The organism is Nocardia sp. NPDC047648 (assembly GCF_040642815.1).
In the GTDB taxonomy this organism is placed as follows: Bacteria; Actinomycetota; Actinomycetes; order Mycobacteriales; family Mycobacteriaceae; genus Nocardia; species Nocardia gamkensis.
In genome coordinates this window covers 681,834-698,696 of sequence record NZ_JBEYSX010000002.1, presented here as the reverse complement: position 1 = coordinate 698,696, position 16,863 = coordinate 681,834, and the positions used below count along the sequence as shown (strand labels likewise).

Annotated in this window: 20 protein-coding genes; 7 read left to right on the top strand and 13 right to left on the bottom strand. The window is 69.9% G+C overall.

Features of this window, described 5'->3' with window-relative positions:
* Window positions 1-22 precede the first annotated feature (22 nt).
* Window positions 23-2,023, bottom strand: coding sequence for a ribonuclease J (locus ABZ803_RS07645; protein WP_357034032.1), 2,001 nt, complete (start codon window positions 2,021-2,023; stop codon window positions 23-25).
* Complete coding sequence (dapA, locus tag ABZ803_RS07640) at window positions 2,020-2,928, bottom strand: 4-hydroxy-tetrahydrodipicolinate synthase (protein ID WP_357034030.1); 909 nt, start codon at window positions 2,926-2,928, stop codon at window positions 2,020-2,022. The genes ABZ803_RS07645 and dapA overlap by 4 nt, the downstream gene beginning before the upstream one ends.
* A gap of 148 nt (window positions 2,929-3,076) precedes the next feature.
* Between dapA and ABZ803_RS07635 the strand changes: the two genes are divergently transcribed.
* Complete coding sequence (locus ABZ803_RS07635; RefSeq protein WP_063053393.1) at window positions 3,077-3,520, top strand: hypothetical protein; 444 nt, start codon at window positions 3,077-3,079, stop codon at window positions 3,518-3,520.
* Between the two features lie 10 nt (window positions 3,521-3,530).
* Here ABZ803_RS07635 and ABZ803_RS07630 read toward each other — a convergent pair whose 3' ends face one another.
* The 8 genes from ABZ803_RS07630 to ABZ803_RS07595 form a co-directional block, all read right to left on the bottom strand.
* Window positions 3,531-4,730: a crosslink repair DNA glycosylase YcaQ family protein gene (locus ABZ803_RS07630; protein WP_357034028.1), complete on the bottom strand. Its 1,200-nt coding sequence runs from the start codon at window positions 4,728-4,730 to the stop codon at window positions 3,531-3,533.
* Between the two features lie 41 nt (window positions 4,731-4,771).
* Window positions 4,772-5,791, bottom strand: coding sequence for a hypothetical protein (locus ABZ803_RS07625; RefSeq protein ID WP_357034026.1), 1,020 nt, complete (start codon window positions 5,789-5,791; stop codon window positions 4,772-4,774).
* Window positions 5,784-7,010, bottom strand: a complete 1,227-nt coding sequence (locus tag ABZ803_RS07620; protein ID WP_357034024.1) for an ATP-binding protein — start codon at window positions 7,008-7,010, stop codon at window positions 5,784-5,786. Before ABZ803_RS07620 ends, ABZ803_RS07625 begins: the two co-directional genes overlap by 8 nt.
* 62 nt (window positions 7,011-7,072) lie before the next feature.
* On the bottom strand, window positions 7,073-7,759 hold the full coding sequence (locus tag ABZ803_RS07615) for a response regulator transcription factor (protein WP_357034022.1): 687 nt from the start codon (window positions 7,757-7,759) through the stop codon (window positions 7,073-7,075).
* Between the two features lie 110 nt (window positions 7,760-7,869).
* Window positions 7,870-8,322 (bottom strand): flavodoxin family protein, encoded by a 453-nt coding sequence (locus ABZ803_RS07610; protein ID WP_357034020.1) that lies wholly within the window; start codon window positions 8,320-8,322, stop codon window positions 7,870-7,872.
* Between the two features lie 28 nt (window positions 8,323-8,350).
* A complete protein-coding gene (locus ABZ803_RS07605) occupies window positions 8,351-8,851 on the bottom strand; it encodes a hypothetical protein (protein WP_357034019.1) in 501 nt (166 codons plus the stop codon).
* A 40-nt stretch (window positions 8,852-8,891) separates the two neighbouring features.
* Entirely contained in the window at window positions 8,892-9,638 is a 747-nt protein-coding gene (gene dapB / locus ABZ803_RS07600; protein ID WP_357034017.1) for a 4-hydroxy-tetrahydrodipicolinate reductase, read from the bottom strand.
* Window positions 9,639-9,715: 77 nt separating this feature from the next.
* Window positions 9,716-10,162, bottom strand: coding sequence for a hypothetical protein (locus tag ABZ803_RS07595; RefSeq protein WP_357034015.1), 447 nt, complete (start codon window positions 10,160-10,162; stop codon window positions 9,716-9,718).
* A 75-nt stretch (window positions 10,163-10,237) separates the two neighbouring features.
* Here ABZ803_RS07595 and ABZ803_RS07590 point away from each other — a divergent pair, with 75 nt between their 5' ends.
* Window positions 10,238-10,672 (top strand): MarR family winged helix-turn-helix transcriptional regulator, encoded by a 435-nt coding sequence (locus tag ABZ803_RS07590; protein ID WP_357034013.1) that lies wholly within the window; start codon window positions 10,238-10,240, stop codon window positions 10,670-10,672.
* Between the two features lie 27 nt (window positions 10,673-10,699).
* On the opposite strand, the gene ABZ803_RS07585 is transcribed toward ABZ803_RS07590, so the two are convergent.
* Window positions 10,700-11,812: an alcohol dehydrogenase catalytic domain-containing protein gene (locus ABZ803_RS07585; RefSeq protein WP_357034011.1), complete on the bottom strand. Its 1,113-nt coding sequence runs from the start codon at window positions 11,810-11,812 to the stop codon at window positions 10,700-10,702.
* 147 nt (window positions 11,813-11,959) lie between these two features.
* Between ABZ803_RS07585 and ABZ803_RS07580 the strand changes: the two genes are divergently transcribed.
* Together ABZ803_RS07580 and ABZ803_RS07575 are read left to right on the top strand one after the other, a co-directional pair.
* Window positions 11,960-12,352: a DUF4440 domain-containing protein gene (locus ABZ803_RS07580; RefSeq protein ID WP_357034009.1), complete on the top strand. Its 393-nt coding sequence runs from the start codon at window positions 11,960-11,962 to the stop codon at window positions 12,350-12,352.
* Window positions 12,353-12,497: 145 nt separating this feature from the next.
* The gene (locus ABZ803_RS07575; protein WP_357034007.1) at window positions 12,498-12,929 is read left to right on the top strand and encodes a YbaB/EbfC family nucleoid-associated protein; all 432 of its coding nucleotides are present in this window, start codon (window positions 12,498-12,500) and stop codon (window positions 12,927-12,929) included.
* A gap of 212 nt (window positions 12,930-13,141) precedes the next feature.
* On the opposite strand, the gene ABZ803_RS07570 is transcribed toward ABZ803_RS07575, so the two are convergent.
* Window positions 13,142-13,630: an FBP domain-containing protein gene (locus ABZ803_RS07570; protein WP_357034005.1), complete on the bottom strand. Its 489-nt coding sequence runs from the start codon at window positions 13,628-13,630 to the stop codon at window positions 13,142-13,144.
* 219 nt (window positions 13,631-13,849) lie between these two features.
* Between ABZ803_RS07570 and ABZ803_RS07565 the strand changes: the two genes are divergently transcribed.
* On the top strand, window positions 13,850-14,803 hold the full coding sequence (locus tag ABZ803_RS07565) for a YihY/virulence factor BrkB family protein (protein WP_357034003.1): 954 nt from the start codon (window positions 13,850-13,852) through the stop codon (window positions 14,801-14,803).
* A gap of 33 nt (window positions 14,804-14,836) precedes the next feature.
* Window positions 14,837-15,265, top strand: a complete 429-nt coding sequence (locus tag ABZ803_RS07560; RefSeq protein ID WP_357034001.1) for a low affinity iron permease family protein — start codon at window positions 14,837-14,839, stop codon at window positions 15,263-15,265.
* 55 nt (window positions 15,266-15,320) lie between these two features.
* Here ABZ803_RS07560 and ABZ803_RS07555 read toward each other — a convergent pair whose 3' ends face one another.
* Window positions 15,321-15,470 (bottom strand): hypothetical protein, encoded by a 150-nt coding sequence (locus ABZ803_RS07555; protein ID WP_357033999.1) that lies wholly within the window; start codon window positions 15,468-15,470, stop codon window positions 15,321-15,323.
* A gap of 385 nt (window positions 15,471-15,855) precedes the next feature.
* Here ABZ803_RS07555 and ABZ803_RS07550 point away from each other — a divergent pair, with 385 nt between their 5' ends.
* Window positions 15,856-16,809: a helix-turn-helix transcriptional regulator gene (locus tag ABZ803_RS07550; RefSeq protein ID WP_357033997.1), complete on the top strand. Its 954-nt coding sequence runs from the start codon at window positions 15,856-15,858 to the stop codon at window positions 16,807-16,809.
* Window positions 16,810-16,863 lie beyond the last annotated feature (54 nt).

Here is a 16,863-nt window from a genome sequence, read left to right as displayed (position 1 = left end):
GCGCTTTTCGATTTCCGGAAGATCAGACGCCGATGACGGTCGGCACGATCATCGGCCGACGACGATAGGTGTCGGCCACCCAGCGGCCCACCACGCGGCGCACACCCTGGGCGATCCGGTGGATGTCGGTCACACCCTCGCCCGCCAGCCGCAGCAGTTCGGCTTCCACCAGTTCCGCCGCGCCGAGCAGGGCGGTGGGATCGTCGGAGAAGCCGCGCCCACTGATCTCGGGTGTGCTCACCGCCTTGCCGGTGGTCTCGTCGATGGCCACGGTGATCGCGATGAAACCGCCCTCACCGAGCACCAGCCGGTCGGACAACGTCGACTCCCCGACATCGCCCACCGACAGTCCGTCGACGTAGACGTGGCCCACCGGGACCCGGCCGACAATCGAGGCGATGCCGTCGACCAGGTCGACCACCACGCCGTCCTCGGCGAGCACCACCCGCTCCTCCGGCACGCCGGTCGCGACCGCCAGCGCCGCGTTCGCGCGCAGGTGACGCCACTCGCCGTGCACCGGCATCGCGTTGGTCGGACGTACCGCGTTGTACAGGTACAGCAGCTCTCCCGCCGAGGCGTGCCCGGAGACGTGCACCTTGGCGTTCTGCTGGGTCACCACCGTGGCTCCGAGCCTGGCCAGGCCGTTGACCACCGCGAACACCGAGTTCTCGTTGCCGGGGATCAGCGAGGAGGCCAGCACCACCAGGTCGTCGGGCCGGATGTTGATCTGCCGGTGGTCGCCGCGCGCCATCCGCGACAGCGCCGACAGCGGCTCGCCCTGCGAACCCGTGGAGATCAGCACCAGACGGTGGCTGGGCAGGGTCGCGGCGGCGTCGAGGTCGACGACCACGCCGTCGGGCACGGTGAGATAGCCCAGATCCTGGGCGATCTGCATATTGCGGACCATCGAGCGCCCGACGAAGCACACCCGCCGCCCGTACTGCTGGGCCACGTCGACGACCTGCTGGATGCGGTGCACGTGACTGGCGAAGGACGCGACGATGACCCGGCCGCGGGCCTTGCCGATGACCGAGTCCAGCACGCCGCCGATCTCGCGTTCCGGCGTGACGAAGCCGGGGACCTCGGCGTTGGTGGAGTCCACCAGGAACAGGTCGACGCCCTCGTCACCGAGCCGGGAGAAGCCGGCCAGATCGGTGAGCCGCCCGTCCAGCGGGAGTTGGTCGAGCTTGATGTCACCGGTGTGCAGCGCGACGCCGGCCGGCGTGCGGATGGCGACGGCGAGCGCGTCGGGAATGGAGTGGTTGACCGCGAAGTACTCGCAGCCGAACGGGCCGTGCGTGGTGTGCTGCCCCTCGGTCACTTCGACCAACTTCGGGTGCAGGCGATGCTCCCGGCATTTCGCGGCGACCAGCGCGAGGGTGAACTTCGAGCCGACGACCGGGATGTCGGGCCGCAGCCGCAGCAGGAACGGCACCGCGCCGATGTGGTCCTCGTGACCGTGGGTGAGCACGACGGCGACCACGTCGTCGATCCGGCCCTCGATGGGGCGGAAGTCCGGCAGGATCAGGTCGACACCCGGCTGCTGGTCCTCCGGGAACAGCACACCGCAGTCGACGATCAGCAGTTTGCCGCCGTACTCGAAGACCGTCATGTTGCGGCCGATTTCGCCGATGCCGCCGAGGGCGAACACGCGCAGGCCGTTCTCGGGCAGGGCGGGCGGGGCGCCGAGACGGTCGTGCGCGGCGACCGGAGCCGCATGGGGCTGCGAAGCTTCGGCCCGCCGAGCGCCGGACTGGCCGCGGCCGCGGGCGGCTCGCCGGGGCGCCGCGTTCTGCGCCTTGGGCTCCCTGCGCGACTGCGCGGGCGCGGCCTCCTTCGCGGAGACGACCGCAGCAGCGTTCTCCTTGGCGGAGACGACCGGAGCGACGTCCACCGTGGTCTCCTCCGACGCGGGCCGAGGCGGCGCGGCAGGCGCCGGCTGCTCGGCCGGTGCCGCTGCCGGGGCGGGCGCTCCGGCGGGGCGGGAGGCGCTGCGGCGGCGACGGGGTAGGGACTCGCTCACGAGAGCACCCCCGCCGAGCGCAGGTCGGCGGCGAGCGATTCCAATTGCTCACCGGTGGGCATCAACTGGGGCAACCGGGGCTCCCCGACCTCCACGCCGAGCAGCCGCAGGCCACCCTTACTCATCGCGACACCGCCCAGCCTGGCCATCGCGGCGTGCAACGGCAGCAGCGTGGTGTTGATCTCGCGGGCGCGCACGACCTCGCCCGCTGTATACGCTTCCAGCAGGGCGCGCAACCGTTCTGGCGCGAGATGTCCGATGACGCTGATGAATCCGGCCGCGCCGACCGACAGCCACGGCAGGTTGAGCGCGTCGTCGCCGGAGTAGAAGGTCAGGCCGGTGCTCGCGATGAGTTCGGCGCCCATGTTCAGGTCGCCCTTGGCGTCCTTGACCGCGACGATGCGCGGATGCTCGGCCAGCTTGCGGATGGTGTCACTGGCGATCGGCACCACCGAACGCCCGGGAATGTCGTACAAGGTCACCGGCAGGTCGGTGGCATCCGCGACGGCGGTGAAATGAGCGATCAGCCCCTCCTGGGAGGGCCGGGAGTAGTACGGCGTCACCACGAGCAAACCGTGTGCACCCGCGCGCTGCGCGTTGCGCGCGAGTTCGATCGAGTGCGCGGTGTCGTAGGTGCCCGCACCCGCGATCACGGTCGCGCGCGCGCCCACGGCATCGACGACGGCGCGCAGCAGGTCCGCTTTCTCCGATTCGGTGGTGGTCGGCGATTCACCAGTGGTTCCCGAGATCGCGAGCAGGTCGACACCGCGGTCGATCAGGCGGGCCGCGAGCGCGACCCCGGCATCGACGTCGAGCTTGCCGTCGGCACTGAAGGGGGTCACCATCGCGACACCTACCGTGCCGGACGCACGCAGCTCCGTTGGCGTCGATTCACCGTTCGTCATGGTCAGAAAGGCTACCCGGTCTGGGACACGCCCTCGACACCGTCGTCGGCGATCAGGCCGCAACACAGACGCGAATCCATATCGACGGCGGCGCGCTGATGTCATACCCGCCCTTGCTGGACATCACATATGACGTCAGACTGATGTCATGGATTTGAACAAGTACACCAGTCGGCTGCGCGAGGACCTGATCGCGGCCGCGGCGCTCGGCGACGAGAAGACGCAGGCCACGGCGGCGGCCTTGGCCGCGGCCACGGAAGGCTCGGCCCGCCTGGTCCTGCTCGCCGCGCTGTCGGACCTCGCCGCCGAGGTCAGCGCCGCGCTGGGTGATCGGACGGTGCACGTGTCGATCGACGGCACGGACGCTTCCATCGATGTGCGCAAGAGCACGGTGGGCGATGAGCACCCCACCTTCGAGGAGATGACCGGGGACATCAGCCGGGTCACGCTGCGGCTGGTGGAGCAGATGAAAGCGCGCGCGGAAGAGGCTGCCGCACAGAGCGGTCAGTCCCTGAACTCGTGGCTGTCCAGCGCTGTGCACGGGGCCTTGCGCGACCAGATGCGCGGCTACGGGCCCAAACGCGACATCTGACCCAGTCGCGCTACAGCAACGCGGCCAGGTTGCCGCGGCCGCCGATGGCGACCTCGTCCAGTTCGAGCCAATCGGCCAGTTCGCGCAGCGCGCCACCGAGGGCGTGCGCGGTGGCCGCGGTGTCGTATCCGGGTTCGGCGAACGCGGCGGGCACCCACAACCGTCCGTTCGCGCGTTCCGCGCGCAGGTCGACCCGACCGACGAGTTCACCGTCGAGCAGGAACGGGAAGACGTAATAGCCGTGCACCCGTTTGTGTTCCGGGGTGTAGATCTCGATGCGGTAGTGGAAGTCGAAAATCCGTTCCGTGCGGGCGCGGAAGAAGATCAGCGGGTCGAACGGGCACAGCAGCGCCGCGCCTTCGACACGCCGCGGGGTCGCGGCGCCCGCCCGCAGATAGGCCGGTTTCCCCCAGCCCGGTACCTCCACCGGGATCAGCTCACCAGCGTCGACCAGGTCGGCGATGGCGGGTTCGGTCTGGGTGCGATGAAGACGGTAATAGTCGCGCAGGTCCGCTTCCGTGCCGATGCCGTGCGCGGTGGCCGCGCGAAGCACCAGCTCACGGACGGCGTCCGGTTCGGCGACGTCGCGCGCCAGCACCTCCGCGGGCAGCACCCGCTCGGTCAGGTCGTAGTGCCTGGCGAAGCCCACCCTGGTCGCTACCGACAGCGCGCCCGCCGCGAACAGTTGCTCGCAGATCATCTTCGTATCGCTGAGGTTCCACCACGAGCCCTTCGGCCGCGGCTTGTCCAGCTCCAGATGGCGCTCCACCTCACCCGCGGTGGCCGGGCCCACCGCGGTGATCACGTCCAGGATGTCTTTGCCCAGGGTCGGATTGCGCTCGACCACCTTGCGCATGCCGGACCAACGCCCCTGCTCGTAGCGCCGCATCCGCCAGCGCAACAGCGGCCAGTCCTCGACCGGGATGAGCGCGGCCTCGTGCGCCCAGTACTCGACGAGCGCCCGCGGCCGCCGCGCGCCGTTGCTCCACGCGGCCTGATCCAGCAGGGTGCGATCGTAGGGCCCGATCCGGCTGAACACCGGCGCGTAATGCGCCCGCACCACCGCCGACACCGAATCCAGTTGCAGCAACTGGGTCCTGTCCAGGACCCCGAGCACCGTCCGCCGCGTCGCCCGCCCTGGCCTGCGCACCCCGAAACCCTGCGCCGCCAACGCCGTTCGCCGCGCCGCCGCCGCACCCATCTTCCGCATGACTGGCAACCATGCCACGAGGCACCGACAGGATCGCGCCGTCAGGTCGAGACGGTCACCGCGCCGGTGGTGTCGATCTCGGTGCGGCGGTCCCGGTCCGACGCGGTGGCCAGCACGGTGGCCAGAATGCGGCGGCCGGTCGGGAGGATGCGGACGGTGACCGAACCGTCGTTCGCGGCGTCCAGTTCCCGGGTGGCGGCGTCGATCACTTGCCTGCGCACTCGATGCGGGACGCCGGTGAAACCGCCGTCGTCGAGCAGGATCACCTCGACGCCGCGGGAGCGGGCTCCGCGGGCGGCGCTGCTGAGCTGATCGGTGGCCAGCTGCGGGGCCCGCAGACCGTCGCGCAGTTCGGCTTCCAGGAGCCTGCACTGTTCCCGTTCCGCGGCGGTGAGTTCCTCCCCGTCGGCGATGCGTTCCAGGATCGGGCGCGCCACCGCGTCCAGCCGAGCCAGTTGACGCGTGCGTTCGGAGTTCTCCGCGGCCATCGAGGCCTCCGCGGCGGCACGCATGGCCGCCTCCTCGCGCAGCAGCCGCAGCGAACGCTGGGTGGGCCGCATGATCGCCGCGAACAGGGAGACCCCCGCGACCGTCGCGACCGGCACGATCGAGCCGACGACGACGCCCACCCGCAGGCCTGCCACCACACCGACCACGGCGATCACCACGCCGATGCCCGCGACGCCGAGCCAGGCCGCGGCCGAGCGGCCGCGCAGCACCAGCACGGCGAGCACATAGGAGGCGGCGAACGCCGTCCAGACCTGCTTCGACCAGCCGTGTTCGACATCGAACGAGGTCAGGGTCGTGGCCAGCGGCCCGGAGGCGGCGACGAACACGGTCGCGGGCCATGGCAGCGGATCGGTCGGCGCCACCAGCACCACCACACCGGCCAGCGCGAGCACGACCAGTGCCGCGACGGCGGCGGCCACCGGCGATTCGGAGAAGTTCCGGATCATGTACAGCACGATGGTCGCTTCGAGAACGACCAGGAACAGCCAGGCCGCGCGGTCCCGCAGTCCGAGCAGATCCCGCAGCCCGAATTCGGTCTCCGGCTCAGCCATTTCCGCCCCACACCAGCGTCACGGTCGTTCCCTCACCGGGCTGCGATTCCACGAAGCCCGCGCCGCCTGCCAGCTGACGCATGCGGCCAAGGATGCTCACCGAGATGCCGAGCCGGTCGACCGGCACCTCACTCAGGTCGAAACCCGCTCCGTCGTCCCGGAATACCACACGAATCCCACCCGCGCTGATCGTCACTGTGACGGTCCGGCGCACTTCGCGCCCGGCGACGGTGGCGTGCCGCAGACTGTTGCGTACGGCCTCGGCGAGTGCGGCCGCGATCGTGCTCGCGGCGTCCACCGGCAGATGCAGATCGTCGAATCCGGGCCAGCGTCGCGTGGTGAACCGGATGCCGGGGTTCACCTCGTGCACCGCGGAGCGGAGGAACCCGATCGCGGATTGCGCGTCCAGGCGGTCGGGTTCGTACCCGGCCACCCGGCACTCGTCGAGTTGCTCCAGGGTCCGTTCGGCCTGGCGGCGCAGTACCGGTGATTCGGTCCCCGCTCGCGAGGCGTCCAGCAAGGTGGACAGCACCGCGTCGTGGATCAGCGCCGCGAAGCGCGCACGTTCGCGCTCCCGGGCCGCCGCGCCCGCGACCGCCGCCGCCCGGCTGCTCTCGATCGCCGACTCGCGATCCACTCGCACAGCCGCCGCCCTGGCATAGATCACGCACCACAGGAACAGCGCGCTCAATCCGGCGGCCCTGGCGAAGTCGCCGAGCAGCGCGAGCGCGGTGGTCTCCCGCAGCACGACCAGATTCGCCAGCGCGCTGAACGCCGCGCCCACCACCAGGTACGCCACGGCGAGCGGCGGACGCCAAGCGAGCACCGCCGCGAGGACGCCCAGCGCCAGCACCCGGTACAACCACACCGACGCCGGCCCTTGGGTATCCGGCACCGCATACGCCAGCGGAACCACCGCCATGGCCGCGAGGAAACTCACCGCCGCAGCACCGGCGACCCGCTGGATCATCCGCCTGCTCATGCCGACCGAGACGATCGCGAGCACCGGGAACAGCCCGAACGCCAGCACCACCTCGACCACCGTCCACCGGACCGGCACGAAGCGGCTCTGGTCGGCGATCTCGGGCAACTCGACGACCGCGGCGATCACCCCGGCGATGCCGATGGCCAGGGCGAACCTGCGCAAGATGCGGTCGGCGGCGCCCTCGGAGGCCTTCTCCCTGGACAGCGCGACGACTCCGCGACGCCAGCGGTTCACTCGGAACCGGACGAGCGGGAGCGAGCGAGAGCGCGAGTCGGTGTCCAGCATGCTGGACGCGATCATCCGCGCGGATGCCGCTCGGGAACCGGTAGCCAGCCGTCCTCGACCGCTCGCTTGTACAGGTCGGTCTTGGTCGGCGCGGGACGACCGGCGTCGGCGTACTTCTGGCGGATGCGGCCGAGATAGTCGTTGACCGTCTGCTCGGACAGACCGGTCAACCGCGCGACCCGGGAGGCTTTCTCCCCGGACGCGTACAGGGTGAGCACTTCCTCCTGACGCGGGCTCAGGCCCACATGGGACAGTTGCGGATCGCCGTCGATGGCGGCAGCCCAATCGGTGGTCACCACCTGCTCGCCGCCGGCCGCACGGCGCACGGCGGCGACGACGGTGGGTACGTCCTCGGATTTGCGCACCACGCCCAGCACCCCCGCGCGCGCGGCGGCGCGCACCAGGAAGGCGTTGTCCGCGCCGGTGAAGACCAGCACCTCGATACCGCGGTTACGCAGGGCGCGCACGTTGTCCTCGGGCGAGGACCCGTCGGCCAGCCGCAGGTCCAGCACCACCAGGTCCAGCTTCGGCGCGCCGTCGGCGGCGGCGAGCAGTTCCGGCACCGTGCCTGCGGTCAGCACCAGATCGAGATCTGCTTCCGGCGCGAGCATCGCGGCGAGACCGATGGCGACCGACTCGTGGTCCTCGACCAATCCGATTCGGCGCGGGGCGTTCTCGTTCCTTTCGGCCCAGGTCACCTGGCTCTCCCATCCCGAGCTACTCGTTCACATCCCCACCGCGACAACAACCGCAGACAGTATGCCGGTCGATGGTGCGCCGTGGTCAGACACCAGAATTCGGGGGATGCTCAGGCCATGAGCCCGGCCGCCACGGTGGCCCCCAGCTCCCAGCACCGCTGGAGGTCTTCCTTGGCGGGCGGACCGGAGATCACCACAGTGGCGGCGGCCTGTTCCCAGCCCAGTCCGGTCGTGACGCTCACCACCCCGCGCTCGGCGCCTTCGGTGCCTTCGTTGCCGTGCAGGTACAAGCCGTACGGACGACCGCGCGTGGAATCGAGGCACGGATAGTAGAACGTGTCGAACGCGTGCTTGAGCGCGCCGCTCATGTAACCGAGGTTCGCCGGACTGCCCAGCAGGTAGCCGTCGGCGGCGAGCACGTCGGAGGCGGTGACGGCCAGCGCGGCGCGGCGCACGACCTCCACGCCTTCGATCTCGGGGTCGGTGGCCCCGGAGACGACCGCCTCGAACATCGCCTGCATATGCGGGGACGGCGTGTGATGGATGATCAGCAACCGGGCCACCCTGCGATGGTATCGGCCCGCGCGGCGGTCAGGCGGTGTCGCGCTCGTGCCGTTCCAGGGCGACCGCGCGGCGCATGGTCTCGCGGGCCCTGGTGCGGTCGCCCGCGTAGTCGTAGGCGCGCGCGAGGCGGTAGGAGACACGCCAGTTGTCCGGGTCGGCCTCCCACTCCGCCTTGACCGTGGCGAACAGCTCGTCGGCCGCCCCGCGTTCGATGCGACCGGAGGGCAGGCGCGGCAGATCGGTGGTGTCGAGCTCGAGGCCCTCGTCGTGGATGCGCCGCGCCAGGTGCTGATGCGCCAGGGCCGCGCGCACGGTGGCCACGACGATCCAGACGCCCAGCAGCGGCAGGATCAGCACGCCGACGCCGATCACGATCGCCGCCACGTCGCCGGAACCGATCAAGCCGAACGCGATCCGGCCGAGCAGCAGGAAGTAGAAGCCGAGCACCAGGATGAGGGCCGCGATCAGTGCGACGACCTTGAGGACTTCCCCGCCGCCCTTCCGGTCGGCCTGATCCGAGCCGCTCACGATCGCGCTCCTTCGGGCGCCGGGTGCGCCCGCCGCGCGATCACAGGTCCAGGAACGGGTCGAGTCCGACGGTGAGGCCGGGGCGGTCGGCGATCTCCCGCACGCCGAGCAGCACGCCGGGGGCGAACGACGAGCGGTCGATGGAGTCGTGCCGGATGGTGAGCGTCTCGCCCTGGGTGCCGAACAGCACCTCCTGGTGGGCGACCAGACCGGCCAGGCGCACCGAATGCACCCGCACTCCGTCCACGTCGGCGCCGCGCGCACCCTCCAGTTCGGTCGTCGTCGCGTCGGGACTGCGGTTGATGCCCGCCTTGTCCCGGGCGGCGGCGATCAGGCCTGCCGTGCGGTAGGCGGTGCCGGAGGGCGCGTCCGCTTTGTTGGGGTGGTGCAGTTCGATGACCTCCACCGATTCGAAGAAGCGGGCGGCCTGCTCGGCGAATCGCATGGACAGCACCGCGCCGATGGCGAAGTTCGGCGCGATCAGCACACCGACATCAGGGCGGGCGGCCAGCCAGCCACGCACCTGCGTCAACCGGGCCTCGTCGAACCCGGTGGTGCCGACCACCGCGTGGATGCCGTGGGCCACCAGGAACTCCAGGTTCCCCATCACCACGTCCGGATGGGTGAAGTCGACGACCACCTGGGTGTCCGCCGCGGTGAACGCCTCGAGCGAATCGTCCTTGTCGACGGCGGCGACCAGTTCCAGGTCCTCCGCCGCTGTCACCGCCGCGCAGATCGCCTGTCCGACTTTGCCGCGCGCTCCGAGCACTCCGACCCGAATGGTCACCGCACCTCCTCGTTCCGTTTCCGGTCGGGATCAGCCTAATGGGCCCGGTCGGGCGCGATCCCTCCGCCGCCCGGCGTTCATCGCACCGCCTGCGGTTCACCGGCCTCCCGGCTCGGCGGACCCGCGAGGTTCACGGCCATCCTCTGCAGCAACCGCAGCACCTCGGCGAATTGCTCGTCGGTGATGCCCTCCGCCATCTGCCGCCTGCGCCGGCCGATCCGGACGAAGGCCGCCTCGTGCGTGGCGCGGCCCCGCTCGGTCAGTGACAGCACACCCGCGTCGTCGGAGACCAGTCCGGCGGCCACGAGTTGTGCCAGCTCGGTGGGCCATTCGGAATCGTCGGTCCAGAAGGTGTCGAGCGCGTCGCGGACGTCGTCGGCGCGCTGCGGTCCGTCGGCCAGCGAATGCAGGCTCTGCCAGCGTCTGCGACTCAGCCCGCCCGATGCGAGGTCTTCGTCGAAGCGCTGGTTTATCAACCGATCGAGCTCCACGAGCCAGTAACCGATACCGCGCTGGATGGCCATCATCACTCCTATGTATACATCAAAACAACTAGATGTAATAGTACATATGAATTGCGCGCATGACAGAGTGGAGTAATGGACGACCACGACGCGATCACCGTCGCCGTGGAGACGGCGATGGTCCGGATCCGGCGCAGGCAGACGCGCGGTGCGCTGAGCGACGGCGCGATTCCCGTCGCCGTGTTCCGTGTGCTGGACGCCGTCGCCGACGGCTCGGCCGACACGGTGGGCGCACTCGCTCCGGCGCTCGGCGTCGATCAGCCCAGGGCGAGTCGCCTGGTGGCGCAGGCGGTTTCCGCCGGCCTGCTGGAACGCGTCGCCGATCAGCGCGACGGACGGCGTTCGGTCCTTCGCCTCACCGCCGCCGGTAACCGGGCTGTGGCCGAAGCCAGAAAGGGCAGGCGCACGACCATGGCCGCCGCCATGGCGGACTGGACGCCCGCGGAGCGCGCCGACTTCGCCCGTCTGCTCGAACGATTCGTCGACGCGATGGACCGGCCCGCCGGCTGAACGATCGCCGTGCGGCGGCAGACCGGGTCAGTCGAAGACGATGACTTGGCGCAAGGCGTGCCCCGCGGCGAGTTCGTCCATGGCGCGGTTGATTTCGTCGAGCCCGACGTGCGCCGAGACGAGCCGCTCCACCGGCAGGCGCCCCGCCCGCCACATGCGGACGTACTCGGGAATATCCCGGGACGGCACCGCGGAGCCGAGGTAGCTGCCGACGATGGAACGGCCTTGGGCGACCAAGGCCAGCGGAGAAATGGCGGCACGGGCGTCCGGGGCGGGCAGCCCGACGGTGACGGTCGTACCGCCGGGCGCGGTCGCGGCGACGGCGGTCTCGAAGGCGCGGACGTTGCCCGCCGCCTCCACCACCACCTCGGCCTGCACCCCGAGTTCGGCGATCTCGGCCGGGGTATAGGCCGCGTGCGCACCCAACTCCCGGGCGAGAGCGAGCTTGTCCGGCACGGTGTCGACCGCGATCACCTCGTGCCCTTCCGCGGCGAGCGACACCGCGACCAGCACCGCCGCCATGCCGACGCCACCCAGACCGACGACCATGATCCGGTCCCCGGTACCCGGTCGCGCCGAATTCAGCAGGGCGCCACCGCCGGTCAGCACCGCGCAGCCGAGGACGGCGGCGACCTCGGCGGGCACGTCGTCGTCCACCGGCACCACCGACCTGCGATCCACCACCGCGTGCGTGGCGAAAGCGGAAACACCCAGGTGGTGGTGCACCTCGGCGCCGGCGCGGGACAATCGCCGCCCGCCGTTGAGCAGCTCGCCCGCGTTGTTGGCGATGCTGCCGGGCACACAGGGCGTGCGGCCGTCGGTCGCGCACCCGGCGCACTCGCCACACCGCGGCAGGAAGGTCATGACCACGCGCTGCCCGACCGTGATATCGCCGTCGCCGGGACCGACCGCTTCCACCTTCCCGGCGGCCTCGTGGCCCAGCAGCATGGGCACCGGGCGGACCCGGTTGCCGTCCACCACCGACAGGTCCGAATGACACAGCCCCGCCGCCTCGATCCGGACCAGCAGTTCTCCCGGCCCCGGCTCGCGCAGCTCCAGATCACACACGGTGATCGGCGCCGACTCGGCGAACGGCGCGGGCGCCGCGATCCGCTCCAGGACCGCTCCACGAATCTTCATTCCGCCGACGCTACCGCTCGCGGCGGTCCGAGCCCACCGATGACGGCCGCGAGACCGGGCTTCGCCCACGGCCCCGTGCACCGGTCGACCCGCGGAGCGCGATGCGGCTCGCTGAGGCGGCGATCGCGGGGTGCCTACGATGCACGAATGGGTGTGGATCTGACCTATGTGGTCGAACGCTTGCATGCCGACCTCGCTGCGTGGCTCGGCTCGGCGGCGCCGGACGAGGTGTTCGAACGGTTCGCGGCGGCGCAGCACGAGCGATTCAGCATGGTGACCACCGGTGGTGAAGTGCTGGGGCGCGACGCGTTGCTCGCGGGTCTGCGTGGCGCGCGCAACGCCGTGCCCGGCCTCATCATCGAGGTGTCCGAGGTCGAAGAACTCCAGCGGTCCGGCGGCATCGCGGTCGTGCGGTTCCTGGAGACGCACCGGGCGGCCGGCGACACCACGCATCGCCGGGTGACCGCCGTGCTGACAACCGAGGATCCCGGTGGCATTCGCTGGCTGACAGTGCACGAAACCGACTCCACGCCCGCCTGACCATTCCCAGCACGGGGATGTGCGCGCTGCGGTGGCGACCGGAGTGCCGGACAATTCCTTGCCTCGTTCCCGGCCGCGCGTCGTCCCGGTGACGGCTCGAATCGCGGAGCCGCGGTTCGGGAGAGAGGTGAACCCGAGGAGGTCGGTGCCGGTGGATCGCTGGGAACGCGACGGGCTGCGCTCCGCCAACAGCGGAATCCGCAACCAGGTCGACCGCATTCTGGACGCGCTCGCCGAGCAGCGCACCCACCTGTCGGACGTGCACGAGAAGCTGGCCGCCGTACGCTGCACGGCCGAGTCGGCGGACAAACTGGTGGAGGTGACCGTGGACGCGGCGGGCGTCCTCGTCGATGTGCGCTTCGCCCCGGCGGCACTGCGGAGCACACCGGAACAGCTCGGCCGTTCGGTCACCGAGGCGGGCAGGCAGGCGGCGCGGCTGGCCCGAGGCCGGCACGCGGCGATCATCGCCCCGCTCGTCGCCGAAGCCGAAGCGGTACCCGACCTGCCCGATCTGGTCCCCGGCGCACCCAGCCTGCGTGCGGTGTGGGAACCCACGGACCACGACTCGACCGGCTAGCGAACTCGGTACCGAAGCCGCGACTCCTCGCCGGACGAGACGGTCCGGCCGATTCGGGCCGACTCGACCGGCGAGGAATCACGGCCATCCCGAGATCCGTTGCGCTGTGGGCTGGTTCGGGTGGCTCGAGCGTGCGGTCCTCGAGTGTCGGCACATGGCATCTACCTCCGTTCGGACGGGCAGCGCGTCGGCTGCCGGGATGGGCTGAGGGATCAGGCGTAGAGCTTCGCGAGGAACGTGTTCAGGTTGTCGCGGACTCGCTCGACCTTTTCCTCGGGAGTGAGGTCCTCGCGGTACCTGCTTCCGAGTGCGGGGCGCTTCTTGTTCCGCGCGTACAGCGAGCAGGCGAGATCGGTGCACATGTAGGTGCCGATCGAGTTACCCCTGCGCCCGGACTCACCTGCTTTGTGCGCGGTCATCAGCGAGACCCCGCCGCCGGTGTGGGTGGTCAGGCAGATCGCGCACATCTGCGCGCGTCCGGTGCCCCCGGTGGAATACCGCAGGGCGACGCCGACCAGGCGGTCGTCCTGTGGGACGACCAGGTAGCCGCGCCCGGGAAAGGACGGATCGCTCCAGCCCAGGAAGTCCAGATCCGCCCATGGCCGCTCGTCCAGGTTCCTGGGCACGGGCAACCGCTTGGCGTCTCCTTTCGAACAGTTGACGAACGACGACCTGATGTCGCGTTCGGTGAGGGGTTCCACGATGGAATCTCCTTCGATCGATCGGTGGGCAAACGGAAGCGACGTTACGGTCCCGCGGTGCCGGGAACAACGGGTTTTCCGGCGTCGCGGGCACTGCGCGCCGCCCCGGAACCAGCCGGGCGCCGCGAACACCTCGGGCGTGGAGGCGGTTTCGCGGCCCGTACGGCGGGTATCCGCGCGCCAGCGGGAGGTGGTTGGCGTCGGGAGGTGACCGGTCAGGTGCAAGACTTGAAGAAGGGGTTCGCCGCGCGACGCAGGCTGCGCGGGCCGGCGGATCTGCCGGGACGGTCGTGGTGGGGCGTGATCAAGCGGTCGGTCGGCGAATTCCAGCGGGACAATCTGACCGACTGGGCCGCGGCGCTGACGTATTACAGTGTGCTGTCACTGTTTCCGGGACTGATCGTCATGACCGCCGGGCTCGGCATGCTCGGACGCAGCGACACACGAGCACTGGTCGACACCATCCGCGAGATCGGGCCGGGTAGCGGAACGGATCTGCTCGTCGACGCGGTGAACGAGATCCAGGAAGCGCAAGCCCCGGCGGGCCCGTTGGCGTTGCTCGGGTTGGCGTCGGCGCTGTGGACCGCGTCGGCCTACATCGGCGCGTTCATGCGCGCGACCAACGCCATCTACGACATCCAGGAAGGACGCCCGATCTGGAAGACCGTGCCGGTGCGGGTAGCCCTGACCGCGGCGGTGGTGATCCTGCTCGGCGTCTGCACGGTGGGCGTCGTCGTCAGCGGCTCGCTCGCCGACCGGATCGGCGGGTGGCTCGGACTCGCGCGGGCCACGATCGCCGTCTGGGGCATCGTCAAGTGGCCGGTGATGATGGCACTGATCAGCCTGGTCTTCGCCCTGCTGTACTGGGCGGCGCCGAATGTGCGGCAACCGGGATTCCGATGGCTGACCCCCGGCAGCGCGCTGGCCGTCCTGCTGTGGGCCGGGGCGTCCTGGGGATTCGCTTTCTACGTCGGCCACTTCGGTTCCTACAACCGGGTCTACGGCTCCCTGGGTGGCGTCGTGGTCTTCCTCGTATGGCTGTGGATATCGAATATCGCGGTCCTGCTGGGCGCGGAGCTGGATGCCGAACTGGCACGCGCGCGCAACATCGCCCACGGCCATCCGGCAGACGCCGAACCCTATCTGCCGCCGCGCGACGATCCCGACGAATGACAAACGGCGGCAACAGTTTCGAGAGGATTTCGGATGACTCGACGTGCTGAACACTCCGGCGCAGGACAAACACCGACCATGCCATCGGAGGTCACCGGCAAGTTGTCGGTCTTCGACCGTTTCGCGACGACGGCCAGCGCGGTGTCCTCCAAGGCGGGATTCTTCGTCTTCTGCGTGATTCTGGTCCTGGTGTGGGCGCCGACGATCTTCGTCCTGCCCAGCGTCGACACCTGGCAATTGGTCATCAACACCGCGACGACGATCATCACGTTCCTGCTCGTCGCACTGCTACAGAACACGCAGAGCCGCTCCGACGCCGCCATCCAGCAGAAACTCAACGCGATCGCCGACGGACTGGCCGACCTGATGAGCGAGCTGAGCGCCGATCATCCCGAACTGCTGCGTCACCGCAGGGAACTCGCCGAGGCCGTCGGGCTGGAGAACCGGGAGAGCGCCGGGTGACCGGCGCGCGGGCCGGCGGCACAGTGCGCCACCGGCCCGCGCGGGTCCGGATTCGTCACCGCTGATCGGTTTCGGTGTCCTTGCCTGCTTCCCGGATCGCTTCGGCGAGTTCGCCACGCAGACGTTCGGCGCTGGCTTCGTCGCCGGTGTCCTCGGCGGTGGTGATGTCTTGACGCAATTGCGCGATCGTGTCCCGCGAAACCATAGGACCTCCTCGTCTCTTCGGACGTTTCCAGTGCAGGGGCGAACCGCGCCCCTCGTGTTCAGGGTGGCCGCTCGGGCACGGACGAAACACATCCGGGACTCGTGCGGGCCGGTGGTGGACACAGGCTGCGCCGCTGGACCCGGCTCGACGCGATCGCGCCCCGTAGAGTGGAAGATGCTCCGCCGATTGAACCTCGACGAAGCGGGTACCCGCCGTAGCGGTATGCGCGGATCGGCTTTCGCCTCTGTGGTACCGACCGCAGCCGATGACCTGCCACCGAATGAAACGGTTGTGACCAGTCCGTACGCCGAGCAAAGTGGCTCGACAGACCCTTACGACGTGCCGGACGGGATGCCGTATTCGAGAGAGCAGGAGCGTCGCATCGATGGAATCACTCACCTTCCACAGCGACAGTCTGGGTGCGACCGAGGACTTCCTCAATCTGAACTACACCAAGATGCGGATAGGCAGCAGCACGGGGGCACCGGTCCGGACCGACATCACCCGGAAACTGCTCGGCCCGGTCAGCTTGGACGAGCTCGAGTTGAGCTTCGACATGAAGTACGACGCCCAGCCGCTGGGCAAGATATGCCTGTGCCAGGTGTCCACGGGGATGATCGAAGAGAACTACCTCGACGGCACAACCGACTTCTTCCAGGCGGGCGACATCGGGCTGCTCACGCCACCGGACCTGCCGTATTCCGGGGTGGTCCACCACGCCCGTTACAGCATCACGATGTTCGATCCCGCTCTGCTGACCCAGGTCGCGGCCTCGGCCGCGGACCACGACCTGGAACCGATCCGGCTGACAGGTCATCGGCCGGTCTCCCCGGCCGCCGCGCGGCACCTGTCGAATGTGCTCGAGCACATGCGCGCTCTCGCCGTCGACCGCACGGTGAGTGAACAACCGCTGGTCGCGTCCACTGCCGCGCAGTACCTCGCCGCCAGCGTGCTGCACGCCCTCCCCAGTACGGCACACACCGATCCGACCGCGCGCGACCGCAACGACGCCCATCCCGACACGGTGCGGCGCGCGCTGGCGTACCTCGAATCGCACGTCCGCGACGACATCACCGTCGCCGACATCGCCGCGGCCGCCTACGTCACCGTGCGCGCGCTGCAATTGGCGTTCCGTCGCCATCTCGACAGCACGCCCATGGCGTACCTGCGGCGCCTTCGGTTACGCGGGGCGCACGAACAGCTGCGCGACTGCTCACCCGAGGACGGCCACACCGTGACATCGATCGCCGCGGAGTGGAGCTTCGCCCATCCGGGACGATTCGCGACCGCCTACCGCGACGCGTACGGCCGATTCCCCCATACGACGCTTCAAGCGTGATCCCGCGCGCCCTGGCCTGCGGCGATCCCGGCCGCGCGCGGCGCGGGGGCAGTC

Bases quoted from the DNA above. Each gene is read 5' to 3' on its own strand.
- ABZ803_RS07585 (WP_357034011.1), bottom strand. From the start codon at position 11,812: ATGAAGATTCGTGGAGCGGTCCTGGAGCGGATCGCGGCGCCCGCGCCG.
- ABZ803_RS07595 (WP_357034015.1), bottom strand. From the start codon at position 10,162: ATGGCCATCCAGCGCGGTATCGGTTACTGGCTCGTGGAGCTCGATCGG.
- ABZ803_RS07625 (WP_357034026.1), bottom strand. From the start codon at position 5,791: ATGGCTGAGCCGGAGACCGAATTCGGGCTGCGGGATCTGCTCGGACTG.
- ABZ803_RS07550 (WP_357033997.1), top strand. From the start codon at position 15,856: ATGGAATCACTCACCTTCCACAGCGACAGTCTGGGTGCGACCGAGGAC.
- ABZ803_RS07580 (WP_357034009.1), top strand. From the start codon at position 11,960: ATGGGTGTGGATCTGACCTATGTGGTCGAACGCTTGCATGCCGACCTC.
- ABZ803_RS07590 (WP_357034013.1), top strand. From the start codon at position 10,238: ATGGACGACCACGACGCGATCACCGTCGCCGTGGAGACGGCGATGGTC.
- ABZ803_RS07630 (WP_357034028.1), bottom strand. From the start codon at position 4,730: ATGCGGAAGATGGGTGCGGCGGCGGCGCGGCGAACGGCGTTGGCGGCG.
- ABZ803_RS07635 (WP_063053393.1), top strand. From the start codon at position 3,077: ATGGATTTGAACAAGTACACCAGTCGGCTGCGCGAGGACCTGATCGCG.
- dapA (WP_357034030.1), bottom strand. From the start codon at position 2,928: ATGACGAACGGTGAATCGACGCCAACGGAGCTGCGTGCGTCCGGCACG.
- ABZ803_RS07555 (WP_357033999.1), bottom strand. From the start codon at position 15,470: ATGGTTTCGCGGGACACGATCGCGCAATTGCGTCAAGACATCACCACC.
- ABZ803_RS07560 (WP_357034001.1), top strand. From the start codon at position 14,837: ATGACTCGACGTGCTGAACACTCCGGCGCAGGACAAACACCGACCATG.